At 65.2% G+C, this 17,497-nt stretch carries 15 protein-coding genes; 13 read left to right on the plus strand and 2 right to left on the minus strand.

Annotated elements, in window-relative coordinates:
- Positions 1-16 precede the first annotated feature (16 nt).
- The 12 genes from FJZ36_08110 to FJZ36_08165 all read left to right on the plus strand — a co-directional run bounded on the left by FJZ36_08110 (position 17) and on the right by FJZ36_08165 (position 13,753).
- Positions 17-865: a phosphoenolpyruvate hydrolase family protein gene (locus FJZ36_08110; protein MBM3214862.1), complete on the plus strand. Its 849-nt coding sequence runs from the start codon at positions 17-19 to the stop codon at positions 863-865.
- Between the two features lie 54 nt (positions 866-919).
- Positions 920-1,921: a Gfo/Idh/MocA family oxidoreductase gene (locus FJZ36_08115; GenBank protein ID MBM3214863.1), complete on the plus strand. Its 1,002-nt coding sequence runs from the start codon at positions 920-922 to the stop codon at positions 1,919-1,921.
- A 10-nt stretch (positions 1,922-1,931) separates the two neighbouring features.
- Positions 1,932-5,369 (plus strand): tetratricopeptide repeat protein, encoded by a 3,438-nt coding sequence (locus FJZ36_08120; GenBank protein MBM3214864.1) that lies wholly within the window; start codon positions 1,932-1,934, stop codon positions 5,367-5,369.
- Between the two features lie 47 nt (positions 5,370-5,416).
- Complete coding sequence (locus FJZ36_08125; protein MBM3214865.1) at positions 5,417-7,141, plus strand: hypothetical protein; 1,725 nt, start codon at positions 5,417-5,419, stop codon at positions 7,139-7,141.
- Between the two features lie 18 nt (positions 7,142-7,159).
- Positions 7,160-7,891, plus strand: a complete 732-nt coding sequence (locus FJZ36_08130; protein ID MBM3214866.1) for a hypothetical protein — start codon at positions 7,160-7,162, stop codon at positions 7,889-7,891.
- Entirely contained in the window at positions 7,888-8,838 is a 951-nt protein-coding gene (locus FJZ36_08135; GenBank protein MBM3214867.1) for a TonB family protein, read from the plus strand. Before FJZ36_08130 ends, FJZ36_08135 begins: the two co-directional genes overlap by 4 nt.
- 109 nt (positions 8,839-8,947) lie before the next feature.
- The gene (locus tag FJZ36_08140; protein MBM3214868.1) at positions 8,948-10,333 is read left to right on the plus strand and encodes a tetratricopeptide repeat protein; all 1,386 of its coding nucleotides are present in this window, start codon (positions 8,948-8,950) and stop codon (positions 10,331-10,333) included.
- Between the two features lie 116 nt (positions 10,334-10,449).
- Entirely contained in the window at positions 10,450-11,280 is an 831-nt protein-coding gene (locus FJZ36_08145; GenBank protein ID MBM3214869.1) for an HAD family phosphatase, read from the plus strand.
- Between the two features lie 97 nt (positions 11,281-11,377).
- Complete coding sequence (locus FJZ36_08150) at positions 11,378-12,313, plus strand: hexose kinase (GenBank protein MBM3214870.1); 936 nt, start codon at positions 11,378-11,380, stop codon at positions 12,311-12,313.
- A 29-nt stretch (positions 12,314-12,342) separates the two neighbouring features.
- Positions 12,343-12,663 (plus strand): tetratricopeptide repeat protein, encoded by a 321-nt coding sequence (locus FJZ36_08155; protein ID MBM3214871.1) that lies wholly within the window; start codon positions 12,343-12,345, stop codon positions 12,661-12,663.
- 42 nt (positions 12,664-12,705) lie between these two features.
- The gene (locus FJZ36_08160; protein ID MBM3214872.1) at positions 12,706-13,008 is read left to right on the plus strand and encodes a hypothetical protein; all 303 of its coding nucleotides are present in this window, start codon (positions 12,706-12,708) and stop codon (positions 13,006-13,008) included.
- A 31-nt stretch (positions 13,009-13,039) separates the two neighbouring features.
- Positions 13,040-13,753 carry a metal-dependent transcriptional regulator gene (locus FJZ36_08165; protein ID MBM3214873.1) on the plus strand — a complete coding sequence of 238 codons (714 nt, stop codon included), beginning with the start codon at positions 13,040-13,042 and terminating at the stop codon, positions 13,751-13,753.
- 27 nt (positions 13,754-13,780) lie between these two features.
- Here the strand turns inward: FJZ36_08165 and FJZ36_08170 are convergent, their stop codons facing one another.
- Positions 13,781-15,289, minus strand: a complete 1,509-nt coding sequence (locus FJZ36_08170) for a DUF4976 domain-containing protein (GenBank protein ID MBM3214874.1) — start codon at positions 15,287-15,289, stop codon at positions 13,781-13,783.
- Between the two features lie 204 nt (positions 15,290-15,493).
- Here FJZ36_08170 and FJZ36_08175 point away from each other — a divergent pair, with 204 nt between their 5' ends.
- A complete protein-coding gene (locus tag FJZ36_08175) occupies positions 15,494-16,816 on the plus strand; it encodes a hypothetical protein (protein ID MBM3214875.1) in 1,323 nt (440 codons plus the stop codon).
- A gap of 68 nt (positions 16,817-16,884) precedes the next feature.
- On the opposite strand, the gene FJZ36_08180 is transcribed toward FJZ36_08175, so the two are convergent.
- The coding region (locus tag FJZ36_08180; GenBank protein ID MBM3214876.1) for a tetratricopeptide repeat protein at positions 16,885-17,497 on the minus strand (613 nt) is incomplete at its 5' end.

The following is a 17,497-nucleotide window of genomic DNA, read 5'->3' on the forward strand; positions in this document are numbered from 1 at the left end:
CCCGCAGGAGACCTGCATGCCGAACCCGCACACGCGCGCCGAAGTGCTCGCTCGACTCCGTTCCGTCGTGGACGCCGGACAGCCGATCATCGCAGCCGGGGCTGGAACCGGCATCTCGGCGAAGTTCATCGAGCGAGGCGGCGGTGATCTGATCATCATCTATAACTCCGGCAGATACCGCATGGCGGGACACGGATCATGCGCCGGGCTTTTGGCGTACGGCGACGCGAACGCCATCGTCATGGAGATGGGCGAGCGCGAAGTGCTGCCGGTGGTGCGAGATGTACCCGTCATCGCCGGGGTCAACGGTACGGACCCGACGCGTCGCATGTGGCACTTCCTCAAGCAGGTCGAAGCCATGGGCTTCTCCGGCGTCAACAACTTCCCGACGGTGGGCGTCATCGACGGCACGTTCCGTCTCACTCTTGAGGAGACGGGCATGGGGTTCGGCAAAGAGGTCGATATGATCGGGACCGCCCACCGAATGGACCTCTTCACAATCGTCTACGTGTTCGACGCCGACCAGAGCCGCGAGATGGCACGCGCTGGAGCCGACGTCATCATCGCTCACTGCGGCACGACCATCGGCGGTTCCATCGGATCGCACACGGCGATGTCGCTGGACGACGCCTCCCACCTGGTTCAGACGATCATCGACGGCGGTAGATCGGCGCGCGCTGACCTGCTATTCCTTTCACATGGCGGGCCCATCTCGTCGCCATCGGATGCGGCTTACATCAACACGCACACGGATGCCGTCGGGTTCGTCGGAGCTTCGAGCCTGGAGCGGCTGGCGACCGAGCACGCGATCACGTCGATCACCCAAGAGTTCAAGAGGATTCCATTGAGGAATCGCGCGTCCTGACCGGCTGGTCGGGAGCCGGCTATCGCGCTTCACAGCGCCGAACAGGGGGAACGAATGCTGCGAGTCGGTGTCATCGGAATGCGAGGCATCGGAGGACTGCACGCGCGGTCGTACGCGGAGCACCCGCGCGCGGAGCTGGTCGCCGTCTGCGACATGGTGCGCGAACGCGCGGATGACGCCGCGCAGAAGTTCGGCGGCAAGGCGTACTACACGATCCAGGACATGCTCGAATCCGAGGAGATCGACGCCGTCAGCGTCTGTACGGGCGGGAGGGAAAACGGCGGAGACCACTACGGGCCCGTGATGGAAACGCTGAACGCCGGGAAGCACACGCTCTGCGAGAAGCCGCTCAGCAACGATGTCGCGCTCGCCCGCGAGATGGTCAGTGTCGCCCGTGAGAAGGGGCTCTACCTTGGAACGAACCTGAACCATCGCTTCGTCCCCTTCGCGTGGAAGGCGAAGGAGTGGATGCGCGAAGGCGAAGGCGGGAAGATCGGCAAGCCGCTGTTCATCAATATGGTGTTGCGAATCGAGAACCCGAACGAGTCCTCGCCCTTCTTCCATTTCCGGGCGCTGCACCCGCACTCGCTCGACGTGATGCGCTTCTTCGTCGGAGACGCCGACGCGGTTCACTGCTTTGCGAACCGGGCTCCGGGCAGAATCTGCTGGAGCAACCTCTCAGTCAACATCCACTACAAGAACGGCACGATCGGGCATCTGAGCGGCAGCTACGACGGCGGGGGCTTGATCGAGCGCTGCGAAGTTGGTGGAACCAACGGACGGTTCATCATCGAAGGCGTATACGAATCGCTCCACTATTTTGCGCGTCGTGGCGGGGCCCGCGAGGTCGAGACAAATCCAGCGGCCGGGGAGCCGGGACACGTGTCGGGCTTCGACGATACGTTCCGCAACCGCATCGCCCACTGGGTCGAACAGGTGGACGACCGCGTGCCCTACGCTGACATCGAGGCGTCTGGCGAGGCGGGGCTGCGGGTGCAGGAGATCATCGAAGCCGCCATCAAGTCGTTTCAGACGCGCACCGTGGTACAGCTCTGATCGGAGTCGGGTGCTGCCGAACGAAATCGCCGGGATTTGGCACGGCGCAGGACTCGATGCTGTCACCAATGCGGCTGCGCCCGACGTTGACTACTACGTGAAGATCGTGCCGCACTCGCCGACAGGATCATTGCGCCCGGCAAGGAACGACCTCGCGTCCGCAAAGGTTCCGCGCATGAGACATCCGCATCGATTCGCGAGGGCGAACCGCCATCGTCCGATGGTGTGGCTCGTCCTGACGCTGCTTCTTGCCGGCGCGCCGGTTCTGGCGGTGGCTGACGAGGCGACCGACTACACGTTCGCCTATCGGCTCTACGAAGAAGGCGACCTCGAAACCGCGAAGGACGAGTTCGATCTGTTCGTCGCTCAGTACCCGAACAGCGATCGAGCGGACGACGCCCTGTACCTCGCTGCCGAGGCTTCGCAGCGCTTGGGGCGGCACGATGACGCGGTCGTTCGCTACCGCCGCCTCCTCAACGACTATCCGACGAGCCCGCTGCGACTCGACGGCATCTTCGGCGCTGCGCGATCCTGGTTCCAGCAAGGGAAGTTCGAAGACAGTATCTTGGCGCTGGACGAGGTATTGCAGCGCTCGGACGACCCCCACGTGCGTTCGGCGGCGCTCTACTACCGGGGCGATGCCTACTACCGGTTGGGTGATTTCCCGAAGGCGATCGAGGCATTCGACAAGGTTCTCGCCCTCCACCCTACGTCGCCCGAAGCGCCAACGGCGATCTACAGCAAAGGATGGGCGCAGTTCCAGTTGGAGCGCTACGCCGACGCCTACGCGACGCTTGCGGACTTCCTGAGCCGCTATCCCGACGGGCCGCAAGCGCCTGAAGCCGCATACCGCGCCGCGGAATCGCTGTTCTACGCGGAGCAATGGGACCAGGCGAGCACCCTGTACGCCGCGTTCGTCGAGAAGTTCGGAACCTCGCGGGATCACGAGAACCTGGTCGCCGACGCGGAGTTGCGCATCGGTCAGGCGCTTTTCCGCGCCAAGCGATTCGCGGAGGCGCGCGAGCAGTTCGGCCGAGTCGGGCAGCGATACCCGTCGCTCGACGCTGCCTCCGACGCGCACTACTGGGCGGCGGAGATCCTCGTCGAGCAGAAGCGCTACAACGAAGCCATCTACGAGTTCCGCCGGTTTCTGAGCGCCTATCCCGACAGCGACCGCGTGCCGAACGCCCGGTACAGCATCGGGCGAGCCTTCTTCGATCTGACCCAGTACGCGGAGGCGGTCCGCGAGTTCGAGCCGCTCGCCGAGGATATCGGCTCGAAGTTGCACGACGCCGCGACGTGGTACGTCGCTGAATGTCGTCGGCTCCTGAACGATCTGAACACGGCGGTGATCTGGTACCGGCGGGTCCCGACGGCGTCGAGCTATTACGACGATGCGCTGCTTGGCAGGGGCACCGCCTACGCCATATTGGGCGACCACGAGCGAGCCGCCGAAGCTTACGCCGAAGTCGCGGGGAGCTCGGATTCGCCGCTGCGATGGGACGCGCTGTACCAGTTGGGGATCGCCCAGTTCAACAAGAAGGACTACGCCGGATCGGCGGAGTCGTTCGCGAAGTTCCTGACCGGAGCGCCGGAGGGAACCGCGCTCGGCAAGCCGGACGGGGCGCGCTACTGGCTCTTGCGGACGCAGTACGAGCGGAAGCTCTATGCCGACGCGGTCGCCACGGCGCGGGCGCTCATCAGCGCGTCGCCGGGGTCGGAGCACATTGCCGCGACGCGGTTCTTCCTCGCCGAGAGCCTCTACTGGCAGCAGGATTACGCCGGGGCGCGCGCCGAGTACGACGCGCTGATCAAGGCGGTTCCCGACACGGAGTGGAGTCGGCTCGCGCGAACGGCAATCGGGTGGACGCACTTCGCAGAGGGGCAAGCGGCGGGAGACGCCGGCAGCCAGAAGGGGGCTTACGACAAAGCCATCGCCGCATGGACGCGCGTCGCGGACGATCCCAAATCGGAGCCAGAGGCGGCGGCGAAGGCGCGCTACGACATCGGCGTCGCCCAAGTGAACCTGCAGAACTATGCGGCGGCGAGCTCGACGTTCGAGGCGCTCATCTCGCGGTTCGGCGAGAGCGAGTGGGTGGACGACGCTCGGTACATGCTCGCGTGGACCTACTACCTACGCGAGAACTACGCGAAGGCGAACGAGGCGTTCGACGAGCTCCTGCGCCGCCACGCGACGAGTCCGCTCGTGCCCGAGTCGATCCTCTACCGGGCGAACGGATACTTCAAACGGAACCAGTACACCGACGCCATCCGCGAATACGTGCGAGTGCGAGACGGCTATCCGAATGCCGAGACGACCGTCGGGAACCGCAAGATACAGATCCGCGAGCAGGCGCAATACCAGATCGGCGAGAGCTACTACAATCTGAGGGACTACGCGACGGCGATCCGCTCGTACCGCGAGCTTCAGGCGCTCTACCCGTCCAGCCCGTTGGCTGACGACGCCCAGTACGCCATCGGGCAAGCCTACCAACTGTCGGGAGACACGGGAGCCGCGCTGGACGCATTCCGAACGCTCGTGACCCAGTACCCGGAGAGCGAGCTCGCGCCGGACGCGCTCCGAACCATTGGCATCAGCTACTTCGACGACCGGAAGTATCAGCAGGCGATTGCGCAGTTTCAGGAGGTGATCTCGCGCTACCCGGACTCTTCGGCCGCTCCTCACGCGCAATACGATATCGGCAGATGCTACTACGAGCTCCGCTCGTATCCGCAGTCGATCCAGGCGTTTGGGGCGGTGTCGGGGCTTCGCAACGCGACGGCGGACATCCGCGCCAGCGCGCTCTACTTCGGGGCGTGGGTGCTGCGCGACCCCGACAACGGACGGCGAGACCCAGCCCGCGCCATCGAGCTCCTTCAGCAGCTCGTATCGCAGCACCCGAAGGCAGCCGAGGCGTCGCGGGCGTACCTGCTGACGGCTGAGCTCCAACTGGCGCAGGGCGCCAACGACGCGGCGATCAAGTCCTATCGAGCGCTGATCGACGCGTATCCCTCAACCGAGGAAGGGAAAGCCGCGCGAGTCGATCTGAGCAACACGCTCCTGCGGCTCAAGCGGAACGCGGAAGCCATCCAGGCGATCGCGCCGATTGTCGCCGAACCGAGCGGCTATCCGAATGACTTGGTCGTCAAGGCGCAGATGACCACCGGCGATGCCCAGATGAACCTGAAGCGCTACGACGACGCGGCCAAAGCGTATCTGGTCGTCTCCCTTGTCTACGGTGACGACTTCCCCGGCGAGGCGCTGCAAGGACTGGCGCGCGCCGGAGACGCGTACGAGAAGGGCGGCAAGCGCACTCAAGCCGTGCGCTGGTATGAGCGAGCTGTCGCCACGTACGCGAACCATCGTCAGCGCACGAACGAGTGGAAGCCGTTCATCGACTTCGTCAATGCCCGGCTGGCGGCGCTGAAGCAGGGCGGCTCACAGTGATCCTCAACAGACTCTCGACACCGTCCCGAACCCGTAGGAGCCGCCGAGTGGGTCCGGCGCGGCGTGTGGTCCTCGCTGTGGTCGTGGCGCTTTCTGCGCAGCTTCCTACGGCACATGCGCAGGAAACGTCGGCGGCGGAGCCGTCCGAGCGGATCGAAGGCGCTCCGACTCGCCTCGAAGTGCAGGTGATCGATATCACGCGCCTGTCGGCACAGCGGGATGTCTACGTCGTGACGGATACGCCCTTCGCGCAGGGGTACCTCCTGACGCGTCCGAAGGAGCGTCCTTGGGGGTTCACTTCGACGCGTCCCCAACAAGCGCGAGTTCTGTTACCCGCAGAGGGCCCGGCGAGCCCGACGGCACGGGCAGAGGTGATCCCCGCTGCGCAGGGCAGCCTCAAGTACCGTGTCGATCTCGCTCGATCCGGCGACCGCGTTCACGGGGCGCTGCAAGCCGCTGGCGAATCTCAGAACGACGCGTTCACTCGCTCTCGTGGAGCGCTGAACGATCTAGCGTTGCGCGGCAGCGTCGGCTGGCTGTCGAACTTCGACGCCGGTTCCGCGAACGCCCAATGGCGCACGCGCACGCTGAACTGGATCATGCCGGGAATCGAGGGCGACCTTCTCCTGGGCAAGAGGACCGGGGCTTTGTTGAGCGCTTCGGGCATGTGGTCGTCGAGAGGTGAACCCGAATCGCGACCGAACGCCGAGCTTCGGGCGTCGGCATCGGAGTGGAACCTCAAGGCGGACGGCGACGAGTCCGTCGCGGATCGCGTCGCCGATGCCTCCCTGGATGGAAAGCTGACGTGGGATCGCGACGCCGACCCGATCTCGCTCGTCGGATCGCTTCGCTACGTGCGTTCGGAAGCCGAAGGACGAAGCAACTCCTACGGAATCGGAACCGTATCCATCCATGATCGGTTCGTGTCGTTCTCGTCCGGTGCGGTGTCGTACGCCGTGGGGTTGGGTCTCTACGGCGAACCACGCAGCGCGCCAGCGGCGGAGGAGTCGAGCCGGTCGACGCGCGTGGCGGTTCCGTTCCGCGTCGAATGGTCGTCGTTCATCAGCGATGCCATGTCATGGTCGACGTCGGCGGGTTACGCCGTGAACGCCGCCGGCACGAAGCCGTACGAGCAGCAAGACTGGCTGCGCGTCAACCGGGACTTGCCGCCGTCGCGCACCTGGCACGCAGCGACCAGCCTCCGCACCGCGTCGAAGCCGCTGTCGTGGACGGTGCAGGCGGGGCTCAGGCGGATGCACGGACTGCCGATCTGGGTCGAGTCCGCCGATGCAGCGGGTGCGATCGGGTGGATTCCCATTCCCGCGACCGCGAACCTGTTGGGAGCCGACGGATCGGCTGAGATCGCCCTTACCTCGCGACTGTCGCTCGGGGCGTTTGCTGCGACCGAGATGGTATTAGGCGATCCAACATGCGAGATGGACGGCGAGGTCCATTCGCCGGACCACCTGCCGTATCGACCGCAGGTTACGGCGCGGGCGCACGCTCGATGGTCCGACGGCGACCGGTGGACAGCGCGAGTCGGTACGGCGTGGAGCGGCAAGCAGTACACGGAGCGCGAGGGCGACGCCTCAATCGATCCATACGCGGTCGCCGACGCGGAACTGGCGCGTCGCTTCGGAGCGGCGGTCGAGGCGTTCGTATCGGGCGAAGTCAGCATCGGTGAACGTCAACGCCTCCGCTCGTCGAGAACGGACGACGCCTATTCTGTGACGCAGAACATCGCCGCCGCAGGTCTTCGCGTGAACTTCTGACGCCGGACGGGTCTGGGCATGCTGTCGCTCATCCATCGGATGCTCGCGGGATCGCAGGAGCTCCTCAAAGGGGGCCCCATGCTCATTCCGCTGGCTTTCTTCTCGCTCGTGGCAACGACCGTGGTGCTGGAACGCTGGAAGACGCTTCGGCGCGACCGGTACATTCCGTCGGAGTACGTCGCGCGGATCTATCGGCAGCTCGAACGCGGCAAGTACGATCTGGCGCTCGCGCTGTGCGAGAGCCGCTCCTACCTGGTGACCGACCTGCTCAAGCTGGGCATCGAGAACCGGCACGCCAGCGAGGAAGCTCTGACGAAGCTGGTGCGGCTGTTCTTCAAGAGGCGGCTGCCGGAGCTCTACCGGAACATGCACGTGCTCGCGCTCGTCGCGACCCTCGCGCCGCTCCTGGGATTGCTGGGCACGGTCCTCGGCATGGTGACGGGCTTCAAAGCCCTCGCCGTCGAAACAGGGCAAATGCAGCTTCGGATCGTCGCCGACGGCATCTCGGTCGCCCTCCTGACGACTTTCGCCGGATTGCTGATCGCGGTTCCCACGCTGGTGGCGCATCAGATCCTGATGCACCGCGCCGACCGACTCGCCATGGAAGCGCGTCGTTACGGCATCGCGCTGATCCGGTTCCTGAAAATGGGCGAGCTCGTCACCGTCGATGAGGACGAGTCGGAGCTCGAAGTCACGATCCAGGACACGGATGTCAGACGCGCCCGACAGGCTGGGGAGGCAGCACCATGAACGCGTCGCCGCTCGGCTCCGCGTTGCTGATCGCCGTGGGTGTGGTCGCCGCCGTCGGCGCGCTGCTGTGGACGCTCCGGTATCTCGGCGTGTCGCCGCGCTTCCTCATGTGGACCGTCTCGGCTCACGTCGTCTTCGTGCTCCTGATTGGGTTCTCGGTGTTCAGCAAGGGCGCCGATGCCGAGGCGCTTCGTCGCGAAACCATCCAGGTGGTGATGCTACCGGCGTTGCCGGTCGATGAGCCGGAACAGCCGCGTGAGCGCCCGAAGGAGGTCCCGCAGGTCGTGTCGCAACCGGCGACGTCCAAAGTGACGCCGAGCCCGGAGCTCCCGAGCAATCGGCGAGACCAGGTCGCAACCGCGACGCTGACAGGAGGGGCTTCGGGACTGCCGTCGGAGCGTCGCTCCGCCCTTCCGAACCTGAATCCGACGCAGTTGGGCGCAGTCGGCGTCCCCACTCAGCGGCTCGACCCCGGTCTACTGGGAGGCGCGTCTGTCTCCAATGCTCCCAGTTCCGCTCGCACGCTGGATACGGGCGTTTCGCCCAACGTGTTGACACGCCGTGAGACCGGCGACCGCTCCGTGTTCGGCAACCCACGCTCGATGGGACGAACCCCTGGCGCCGCACCAGGAACGGGAACCGGTACCGGTTCCGCCGTCGCCCTCCCTCCAGGTTCCAACCTCAAGGGCGATGTGCTCGGAAGGAGCCTCCGGTACGTGGCGGATGCGCCGGTCGTCGCCAGCAGCGAGGGCGCGCAGGTGCGCCTCAAGTTCTGGGTGACACCGGACGGACGCGTCGCCCGCGTCGTCATCGTCCAGAAGGGCGGAACTCCTGAACTGGAACGCGCCGCGCAGGCGTGGGTCGAGAAGATCCGGTTCGCTCCTCTGGACGCCGACGTGGAGCAGGTCCAGCAGTGGGGGGAGATCACGGTTGCGTTTCGGAAGTAGTTCGGGTAGATTCTCTCCCAGTGCACAGTTTCTACCGGCGCGAGTCCACGTTCGCACCGCGAGGCGCCACGGACTCGTCACCATGTTTGTCCCTAGAGGAGGCATCCTGATGAAGTCCTGGACTCGGACCCAGCCACTAGCAGGGATCCTTGCCGCCGGGGCAGCGTTCGCCGTCGCCGCGATGGTGGTGAGCGGCTGTAGCAACGTCACGAAGACACTGCGCGGCGGCCAAGCCATCGGGTTCGCGAACGCTACCCGCGACGAGGAAAAGGCGCGTGCCCTTACCGACGTCGCCATGCGTCGAGACGCGCTGTCGAAGGCGTACGACAAGTACCTCAGCGTCATCGCCGACGACCCGACGGGATCCTTTTCGAACCGCGCCCGGTACGCGGCCGCACAGATCAAGAAAGAGCTCACGGTTCCCGGCGGCAAGAACTACGACGAAGCCATCGAGCTGCTGAACCAGATCGTGGCGACCACGCCGACAGGCTACCGCGCCGGGCTGGCGCGCAGCGAAATCGCCGCCGTCAACAAGAACCGCCAGACGATCCGCGATGCGCAGAGGACGTTCGACAACACGCCAGCCGACGCCAGCGACAAGATGCGCCTGGACGCGCTGGAAGCCCTCTACGAGGTCGGGCGTTCGTTCGAGGTGCTCCGCGACTATCACACGTCGATCGAGAAGCATCGAGAGCTGATCCGTCTCGCGGACGGATGGCGGAAGTCTGACAGCGACGACTTCGCCAGGAAGGCGGCTCGATCTCAGTTCCAGATCGGCAGCATCTACTTCTACCGCCTGTATGACTACGCGACCGGATGGCCCGAGTTCGTCCGGGTCTTCGAGACGTACCCGACGACCTTCGAGTCTGAGCAAGCCCAGTCGCTTCTGAAGCGCGCCAAGGTGTCACTGGATGGCATTCTGGCGGACCAGGAGTACATCCGCAGCAAGCGCAAGGAGAAGGCGTCGGAGTTCAAGGCGTCCGGTCGCCGCGTGAACCCGAACGAGCTCTATGGCGTGTACGGCGAGCAGGTCGCGCAGACCTACCTGAACATCGCCCAGGCTTGGGAGCGTGATCCGCTGCGAAATCTGCCGAACGCCGTCGACAACTACCGGCAGCTCGTCGAGGACCTCTGGAACCAGGGATTCATCGCGAGCGACGCGATGTATCAGATCGGGCGCCTGTACCAGGACAACGGCGAGTACGAGAACGCGATCGAGGCGTACGACGAGCTGTTCGAGCGCTTCCCGCAGGCGTTCCGTCGTGGTGAAGCCGTGTATGCTCAGGCGGTGTGCTACGAGACGATTCGTGAGTTCGAGATCGCCTACCGCCAGTATCAGGCGGCGGCGAGCCTCGGAACCGACACTCCGTTCTTCCGCGCCGCCGAGCAGAAGGTGCGGCAGTTCGAGCAGGACGAAGATGGCGACGGTCTGAAGTTCTATCAGGAGCAGCAGGCAGGAACGTCCGACAAGCCGTCTTCCGCGACCGCGAACTAGCTCGGCTGGACACGACAGCACGAGTCACCAGTGGCAAGGCAGAACGCGCATGGACTCGCGGCGTTCTGCCTTTTCTCGTGCACTGATGGCTCCGTTCCGGAGATGGAGGAAAGCGCGTGGCGGCTTCGAGCATCCGACCTTCCCGACCCATCGAACTGATCGCGTGCGACATGGACGGCACACTTCTCAACGAGGACTTCAGGCTGACGTCTCGAACACGAGAGGCGGTGTCTAAAGCGGTCGGCGCAGGCATCCATTTCGTGCTCGTGTCCGGGAGGATGCGTGCCACGCTCGAGCCCTTCCATCGCGAACTGAGTCTACGGACACCCATCATCTGCTACAACGGGGCGATGGTGTGGGACGTGCTCGCGTCGCGCCTCATCGAGCACACGCCGGTCGATGCGGGCACGGCTCGCGAGGTCGTCGAGATCGCGCGTGAGCAGGAGCTCCATTGCCAGTATTTCTGGGACGACCGGTTCTTCGCCGTTGCGAGGACGCCATGGATGGAACTCTATGAGAGCCGAACCCACATCACTGGCGAGCTGGTGGCGGACCTACGTGAGTTCGGACCTGACCGGGCCCCGACGAAGATGCAGTTCATCGCAGAGCCGCCGCGAATCGCCGAGATGATTCCGGCGCTCCGCGAGCGGTTCGGAGATCGACTCTATGTCACGAACACCCTCCCGGAGTATGTCGAGATGATGAATCCCGTCGTCTCCAAAGGGAACGCCTTGGGACGACTGGCGGAGAGACTCGGCGTTCCGCGCGGGCGCATGATGGTGTTCGGCGATGCGCAGAACGACGAGACGATGTTCGAGGTCGCTGGCTATCCGGTCGCCGTCGCCAACGCGCCAGCGCATGTCCAGGAGCGGGCCCTGCTCGTCGCGCCCAGGAATGACGAAGACGGAGTGGCACGGTGTCTGGAGGGGCTGGGGATCGTTGCGTAGAGGATGCCGCCGTCCGCTGAGCATCGCCGACGTTCCCGGCAGAGGGCTGCGGTGGTAGAATGGAGCGTGTCGCGTCCAGTTGCCCGGAGCCCCCGCCATGATCCTGACGGTGACTCTGAACCCGTGTGTCGATACGACGATCTTCGTCCGAGACCATCGTCACGGGCGGATCCATCGTTCCGAGCGCGTCACTCGCATCGCCGGCGGCAAAGGCATCAACGCGTCGCGGGTGATCCACGAACTGGGCGAGACTACAGTCGCGCTGGTCGTCGTTGCGGGTCACACCGGACGGCTGATCCGTGATCTGATCGGCTCCGACTCGATCCCCAGCGTGCCAGTCTGGGTCGAGGGAGAATCACGCCAGGTGGTGACGATCCTGGAGACGGACTCGGCAGACTACGCCCAGACGGCGTATGTCGAGCCTGGCGCGTCCATACCAGCCGAAGCCCGAGTGGCGCTTTTCCAGCGGTTCGCCAAACTGCTGGACCGCGCACGAGTCGTGCTGCTGACGGGCCCGGCTCCCGACCCGATGTCCACGGACATCTACGCCGAGATGGTGATGATGGCTCGCAGCCGTGGACTGCCGGTCTTCCTCGACTCGAGAGGTGGAGCGCTGCGCGAAGCCGTCCGGCGGGTGCCCACGCTCGTCAAGCCCAACGAAGCGGAAGCGGCTGAGTGGCGCGGCGCGCAGTCGCTGTCGCCGGGAGAGCGCGAGAAGGTCGTCGACGAGTTCGCCTCGCTCGGGATTCCGTGGGTGCTCCTGACTCTCGGCGAAGAGGGTGCGCTGGTGCTGTGCGAAGGGCGACGGTATCGCGCGACTCCGCCGCCGGTGAAGACGGTGAATCCCATCGGATCTGGCGATGTTCTCGTCGGCGCGATGGCGGTTGGGTGGGCGCGTTCGCAAGCGCCGGAAGACATCATCCGGCTCGGGATCGCAGCCGGAGCCGCCAACGCCGGCGTCTGGGCTGCCGGCTCGTGCACGCGAGCTCAGATCGAGGCGCTGATCGACCGCGTCGAGCTCCATCCGATGTAGATGGGGCACAGGAGGAACTCGGTGAGGTGATGCCCAATCCGCGCGAAGAGCTGATCCGCGAGGCGCTCGCGGCGGAACCGGATGACCCGCTCGTCCACTTCGTCGCAGGCACGTTCTACGCGGAAGAGGGTCGCCACGAAGAAGCCCTTGAAGCGTTCTCGTCCGCAGTTCGGCTGAACCCCGACTACAGCGCCGCGCGACTTGGGCTGGCGAGAGCCTATGCGGCTCTTGGTGAAGACGATGCCGCCCGCGAGGCGTACCGAGCTGCGTCGGAGGTCGCCCGCGCCAAAGGCGATCTCAAGGTACGCAACGAAGCCGACGCCGAGCTGGATGCGCTCGACGAGTTCTAGGATTCGTTCGCCGTGACCGCGACGACACGCAAGGATCATTCGATGGATCGCCCATCGCCCCGTATTCTGGTCGCGCCGACGCAAGCGCTCCCGCCGCGACGACACGCGGCGTCCGATGGTCCGCCGGTCATGCGACGGGCTCGGTTGCGCGTCGATACCGTCGATCCGGACTACCCCGGAACCGGGTCTGCTCCTAGCTTCGCGTTCGTACAGTTGCTCGAGAAGCCGCGCGTAGGTCAGCCCGTCGTATGGGCGAGTCGTGGGACGAACTGCCTGACGCTGTACACCCTGGCGATGCGGACGGGAGGGATCGCCTTCGTCGTGACAGGGCTCGACTACACATGAACCGACCGCGGACGCAGTAGCAGGGGACGCCATGGATCGTCGAAGCGTAAGCCCAAGCGCTGAGAACCGAGCGTCGGCGCGTCTCTCACGCGTGCTGACTCACGCGATGGAGGACTACGTCAAGGCGATCTACAAGGTCACTGCCAAGCACAGACGAGCGACTACGCTTCTGATCGCGGAGTCGCTTGAGCTCAGTCCGGCGTCGGTGACGAACATGCTCAAACGGCTCGCCAAGCTGGGCTTGGTCGACTATGAACCCTACCAGGGCGCGATTCTGACCGAGGCAGGAACCCAGATCGCGCTCGAAGTCATCCGACATCACCGACTGCTGGAGCTCTACCTCACGGAGCGCCTCGGATTCACATGGGACGAGGTGGATGCCGAAGCCGAGACGCTGGAGCACGTCATCTCGGAGCAGTTCGAGGATCGCATTGACGAGCTGCTGGGGTATCCCGACACGGACCCTCACGGAGACCCGATCCCCACGCGGGCGGGCGGCGTGGCGGACCGTCTCTTCATGCCGCTCGCCTCCGCCATCGAGGGACAGAACGTCGTCGTCCGGCGCGTCAGCGATTCGGACCCGGACGCGCTGCGGGGGTTCGCTGGGATGGGTCTCGTCCCGGACGCCGAGGTGGCTGTCTTGCGCGTCGATGAGCCCACAGGTCAGATGCGCGTACGCATCGGCGGCGTCGTGCACCGTGTTGGGCCCGCGGATGCTGGACAGGTGTTCGTCGAAGTCGTCTAGCCCAGGCGTCGTCGCGGCACGCGCCGATCAGGCTCCCCAGATGCGGGGCATCGGCAGCGGCTCCTTGCCCATCTCCGCGAACAGCAGTTGGCGCGTGAGTTCCGCCCGCAGAGAAGCGTACTCCGGCTCGTACCACCGGTTCCGCAGCTCATGCGGGTCCTCGACCAAATCGAGCAGCTCGCCGTCGTCGCGGTTGTAGTAGACGGTGAGCTTGTAGCGGTCGTTCACATAGGACTTGAGATGCAGCGTCGTCGGTTCATGGCGGTTCTCGACGACGACGTGACGCCGCCTGCTCGCATCCGACCCACGCCACGTAGGGCTCTGGTCGAGCCCTGTCATCCTGCCCGGAACGGGTACGCCCGCCTCGCTTAGGAACGTCGGAGGCAGATCGACCAGCGACTGAAGGGCGTCGGAGCGCGCTCCACCGGGAACCCGTCCAGGGTACCGCACGATGAACGGCACGCGGATCAGGTCCTCGTAGTGGAACGGGCCCTTGGCGATCATCCCGTGCTGCCCGTAGAGATGCCCGTGGTCCGATGTGAAGACGACGAGCGTGTCGTCGGCGATGCCAAGAGACTCGACACGGTCCAGGATGGTTCCGATGTGCTTGTCCATCAGCGAGATCATGCCGTAGTAGACGGCGATATTCCTGGCGAGTTCGTCGCGGTCGTGCAGGTGGGAATGGCAGCCATGGATTCCCTGCCCACTCTCGCGGTAGGCGGAGAAGTCGGGCTTGGGCTCCTGGGTCATGCGGAAGTGCGGCGGGTTGCCGTCATGCTCGCCGGGAACCACCTGCGGGACGGTGAGCGCGGCGGGGTCGTACATCGTGTGCCACGGCTCCGGCGCGAGGTACGCCGGATGCGGGTCGAAGAAGCTCGCCCACGGGAAGAAGCTCTCGCCCGCGCGGCAGTACTGCTCCATCAGAGCGTTGGTTCTCTCGGCGATCCAAGCGTCGTAATGGAACCGTTCCGGGATGAGCCACTTGCGCTTCTGCGAGCTGTTGTTGCCCGTCGGCGGGCGGAAGTAGTCGCGCCAGTTGTGGCAGCCGTTCTCCTCCATCCAGATCGCGTAATGCTGCCCGACATGCGCCTCATCCGTGTGGTTTCGGGCGAGCTCGACGTGCTGGAAGCCGTAGAAGGGTCCGTGGAACCCGCGCCAGAAGTCGAGGTCCTGTAGAACCGGGTAGGCTTCCAGCGAGGGGTAGTCGTCTGTGCCGCGAAGCGGCTGGAAGTGCGCCTTCCCGACAAGCGCCGTGCGGTATCCGGCTCGCGTCAGGTCGTCCCCAAGCGTGGGCACATCTTCTTGCAGCTTCGTGCCGAGCGAATACGCACCGTGCTGGCTCGGATGCATGCCCGTGATCATCGACGCCCGAGTCGGCGTGCAGGTCGGGTTCGGGCAGTAAGCGCGGGTGAAGAGCGTGCCCTGGGAGGTGAGTCGATCCAGGTTAGGCGTCCGGATCTCGGGGTTCTGGCAGCCGAGCGTGTTCCAGTGTTGCTGATCGCTCGTGATGAGCAAGATGTTCGGTCGGTCGCTCATGGGTTCCCTTCGTTCGAGTCCGGGCGAGCATTGTCCCATGGGCATCGGTTCGCCACAATGTTCGAGACGACGCCTTCACGCATCGGAAACGACGCCTTGCCGCTGTGCGTTGTTCCTATCGTACATGGGATTGCCGTCCTCGCCGCGTGACATACGCGGTGCGATGATTCTACCCAGCTCTGGATCGATGTCCGGGGGTGCCGCATGAGCCTAACGAAGCGTGTGTCCGCTTGGGTGGCAGGTGTCGTCGTCTTTGTGCTGTGGAGCCTCGCGATGATGGTCGCGTGGTCTGCCACGCCCGTCATGGTGGTTCAGGGGAAGCTGCTCGATGCGAAGGGGGCTCCCCTCGATGGTTGGGAGGTAGCCGTCACCAACTCGACGCGCAACTGGACGGAGAAGAGCGTGTCGGGCAGCGAGGGGCCCGGCGGATGGAGCGTCGTCCGCCTCGACTTCGCCACGAACAACGCCGCCGACGTCGGTGACGTCATCAAGGTCGTCGCGACGAGCGCCGACAAGAAACAGACTCTCGAAGAATCCAAGACGCTCGCCACCAAGGACGTTCAAAACGCGAGCCTAGTCGTGACGCTCTCCGTGCCGGAGAAGCCGAAGACTCCCGAAGACCTGAACGGCGACGGAATCATCGACATCATCGACCTGGTGACGGTCGCGCGTTCCTTCGGAGAGTCCGGCGCCGGCTCGCCCAACGACATCAACAAGGACGGCGTTGTCGATATCGTCGATCTCGTGCTGATCGCCCGTCGGTTCGGCGAGAAGCTCGTCGCGGCTCCGGGGATCGCAACCGCCGGTGAAGCGTCCCTGGCGATCACGGCGACGGGCGTTCATGGCAGCTCGGATATCGCGGTTCGCATCTCGCCGGTCGGCAGCACGGACATCGCTGGCTACGACTTCGAGCTGGCGTTCGATCCCAGCCGTCTACAGATGCTGGACGTCCACGAGGGCGATCTGCTTCAGAGCCAATCGGGAACCTTCTGGCAGGCGTCGGATGCGACCGAGAGCGCCATCGGGAGCCTGCGCGTCATCGCGGCGGTTCTGGGCGATGCGTCCGCAACAACCGACGGCGAGATGGTCGAAGCGCGATTTCGCGTCATTGGGAGCCGTGCCGAGGCGTTGCGAAGTCTGCGCATCGGTCAGGCGACGCTGGCGACGCGCGATCTCGACCGACTCAACGGCGTCGGAGGACCCGTCCGACTCGACTTGCGGTTGTCCCGCGACGCGCGGACCCTCGTCGGCGCGAACTACCCCAATCCATTCAATCCGGAGACGTGGATTCCCTATCAGCTCGCCGAGGACTCCTCGGCGATCGTGCGCGTGTTCGACGCGGCTGGGCGACTGGTTCGACGGCTCGACCTGGGCTTTCAGCCCGCCGGAGCCTATGCGACGCGCGACCGCGCCGCACACTGGGATGGGCGCAATGAGCTCGGCGAGACGGTGGGAAGCGGCGTCTATTACTACGAGTTCCGGGCTGGCTCGTATGCCAGTGTGGGTCGGATGGCGATCCTGAAGTAGGTCTTCTCGGACACGCGGTCTACGCGCCCTGCCTACTGCCGTGGGCAGGGCGTCCGCGCTTCAGAGCTTCAGACGCGTGGCTGAGATGCCGTGTCGTCGTGGTAGGCAGGCTCGTAGGGGGCGATGCCCAGACGCACCGAGAGCCGCTTGACGCCCGGCAGCTTCGGGAAGAGAGCCAGAGCTTCGCCCAGAACATCGCGGGCGTCGTCCGTGTGTCCGCCCGCCTCCAGTGCCTCTGCGAGCCGACGCAGATGGTACGCACGGCTTCGACGCGTCCATCCATGCGCGAGCGCACGCCGCGCCTGTTCTCTGAGGGACGGCGTCATTCCATGTGTCTGTGCGGCTTCGGCGATCCGCCGGAACACCAGTGTCCGGTGACGATCCCTGACCTCGTCGATGAAGCGGCGGAAGTAGGGCTCGCGCGCCTCGCGCTGGAGACAGCGCGCATAGAGGTGGATCGCCTCATCGCTCCTGCCGGCGCGCTCGAGGGCTTCAGCCAGAAGGAATTCGCAGTCTCGCGCGTCGCCGTCGTCGAGATAGCGCTCCAGGTCGAGTGCCCCTGCGTCCGTTCCCGTCACGCGCAAGAGCCGGTCGAACTGCCGAAGCGCCTCGGCGGCATCCTCGATGAGCAGCAGGTCCAGGACGCGGTATGCCAGGTCGATGCGTGCGTTGTTGCAGGAC

Source organism: Candidatus Poribacteria bacterium (genome assembly GCA_016866785.1).
Lineage (GTDB): Bacteria > Poribacteria > WGA-4E.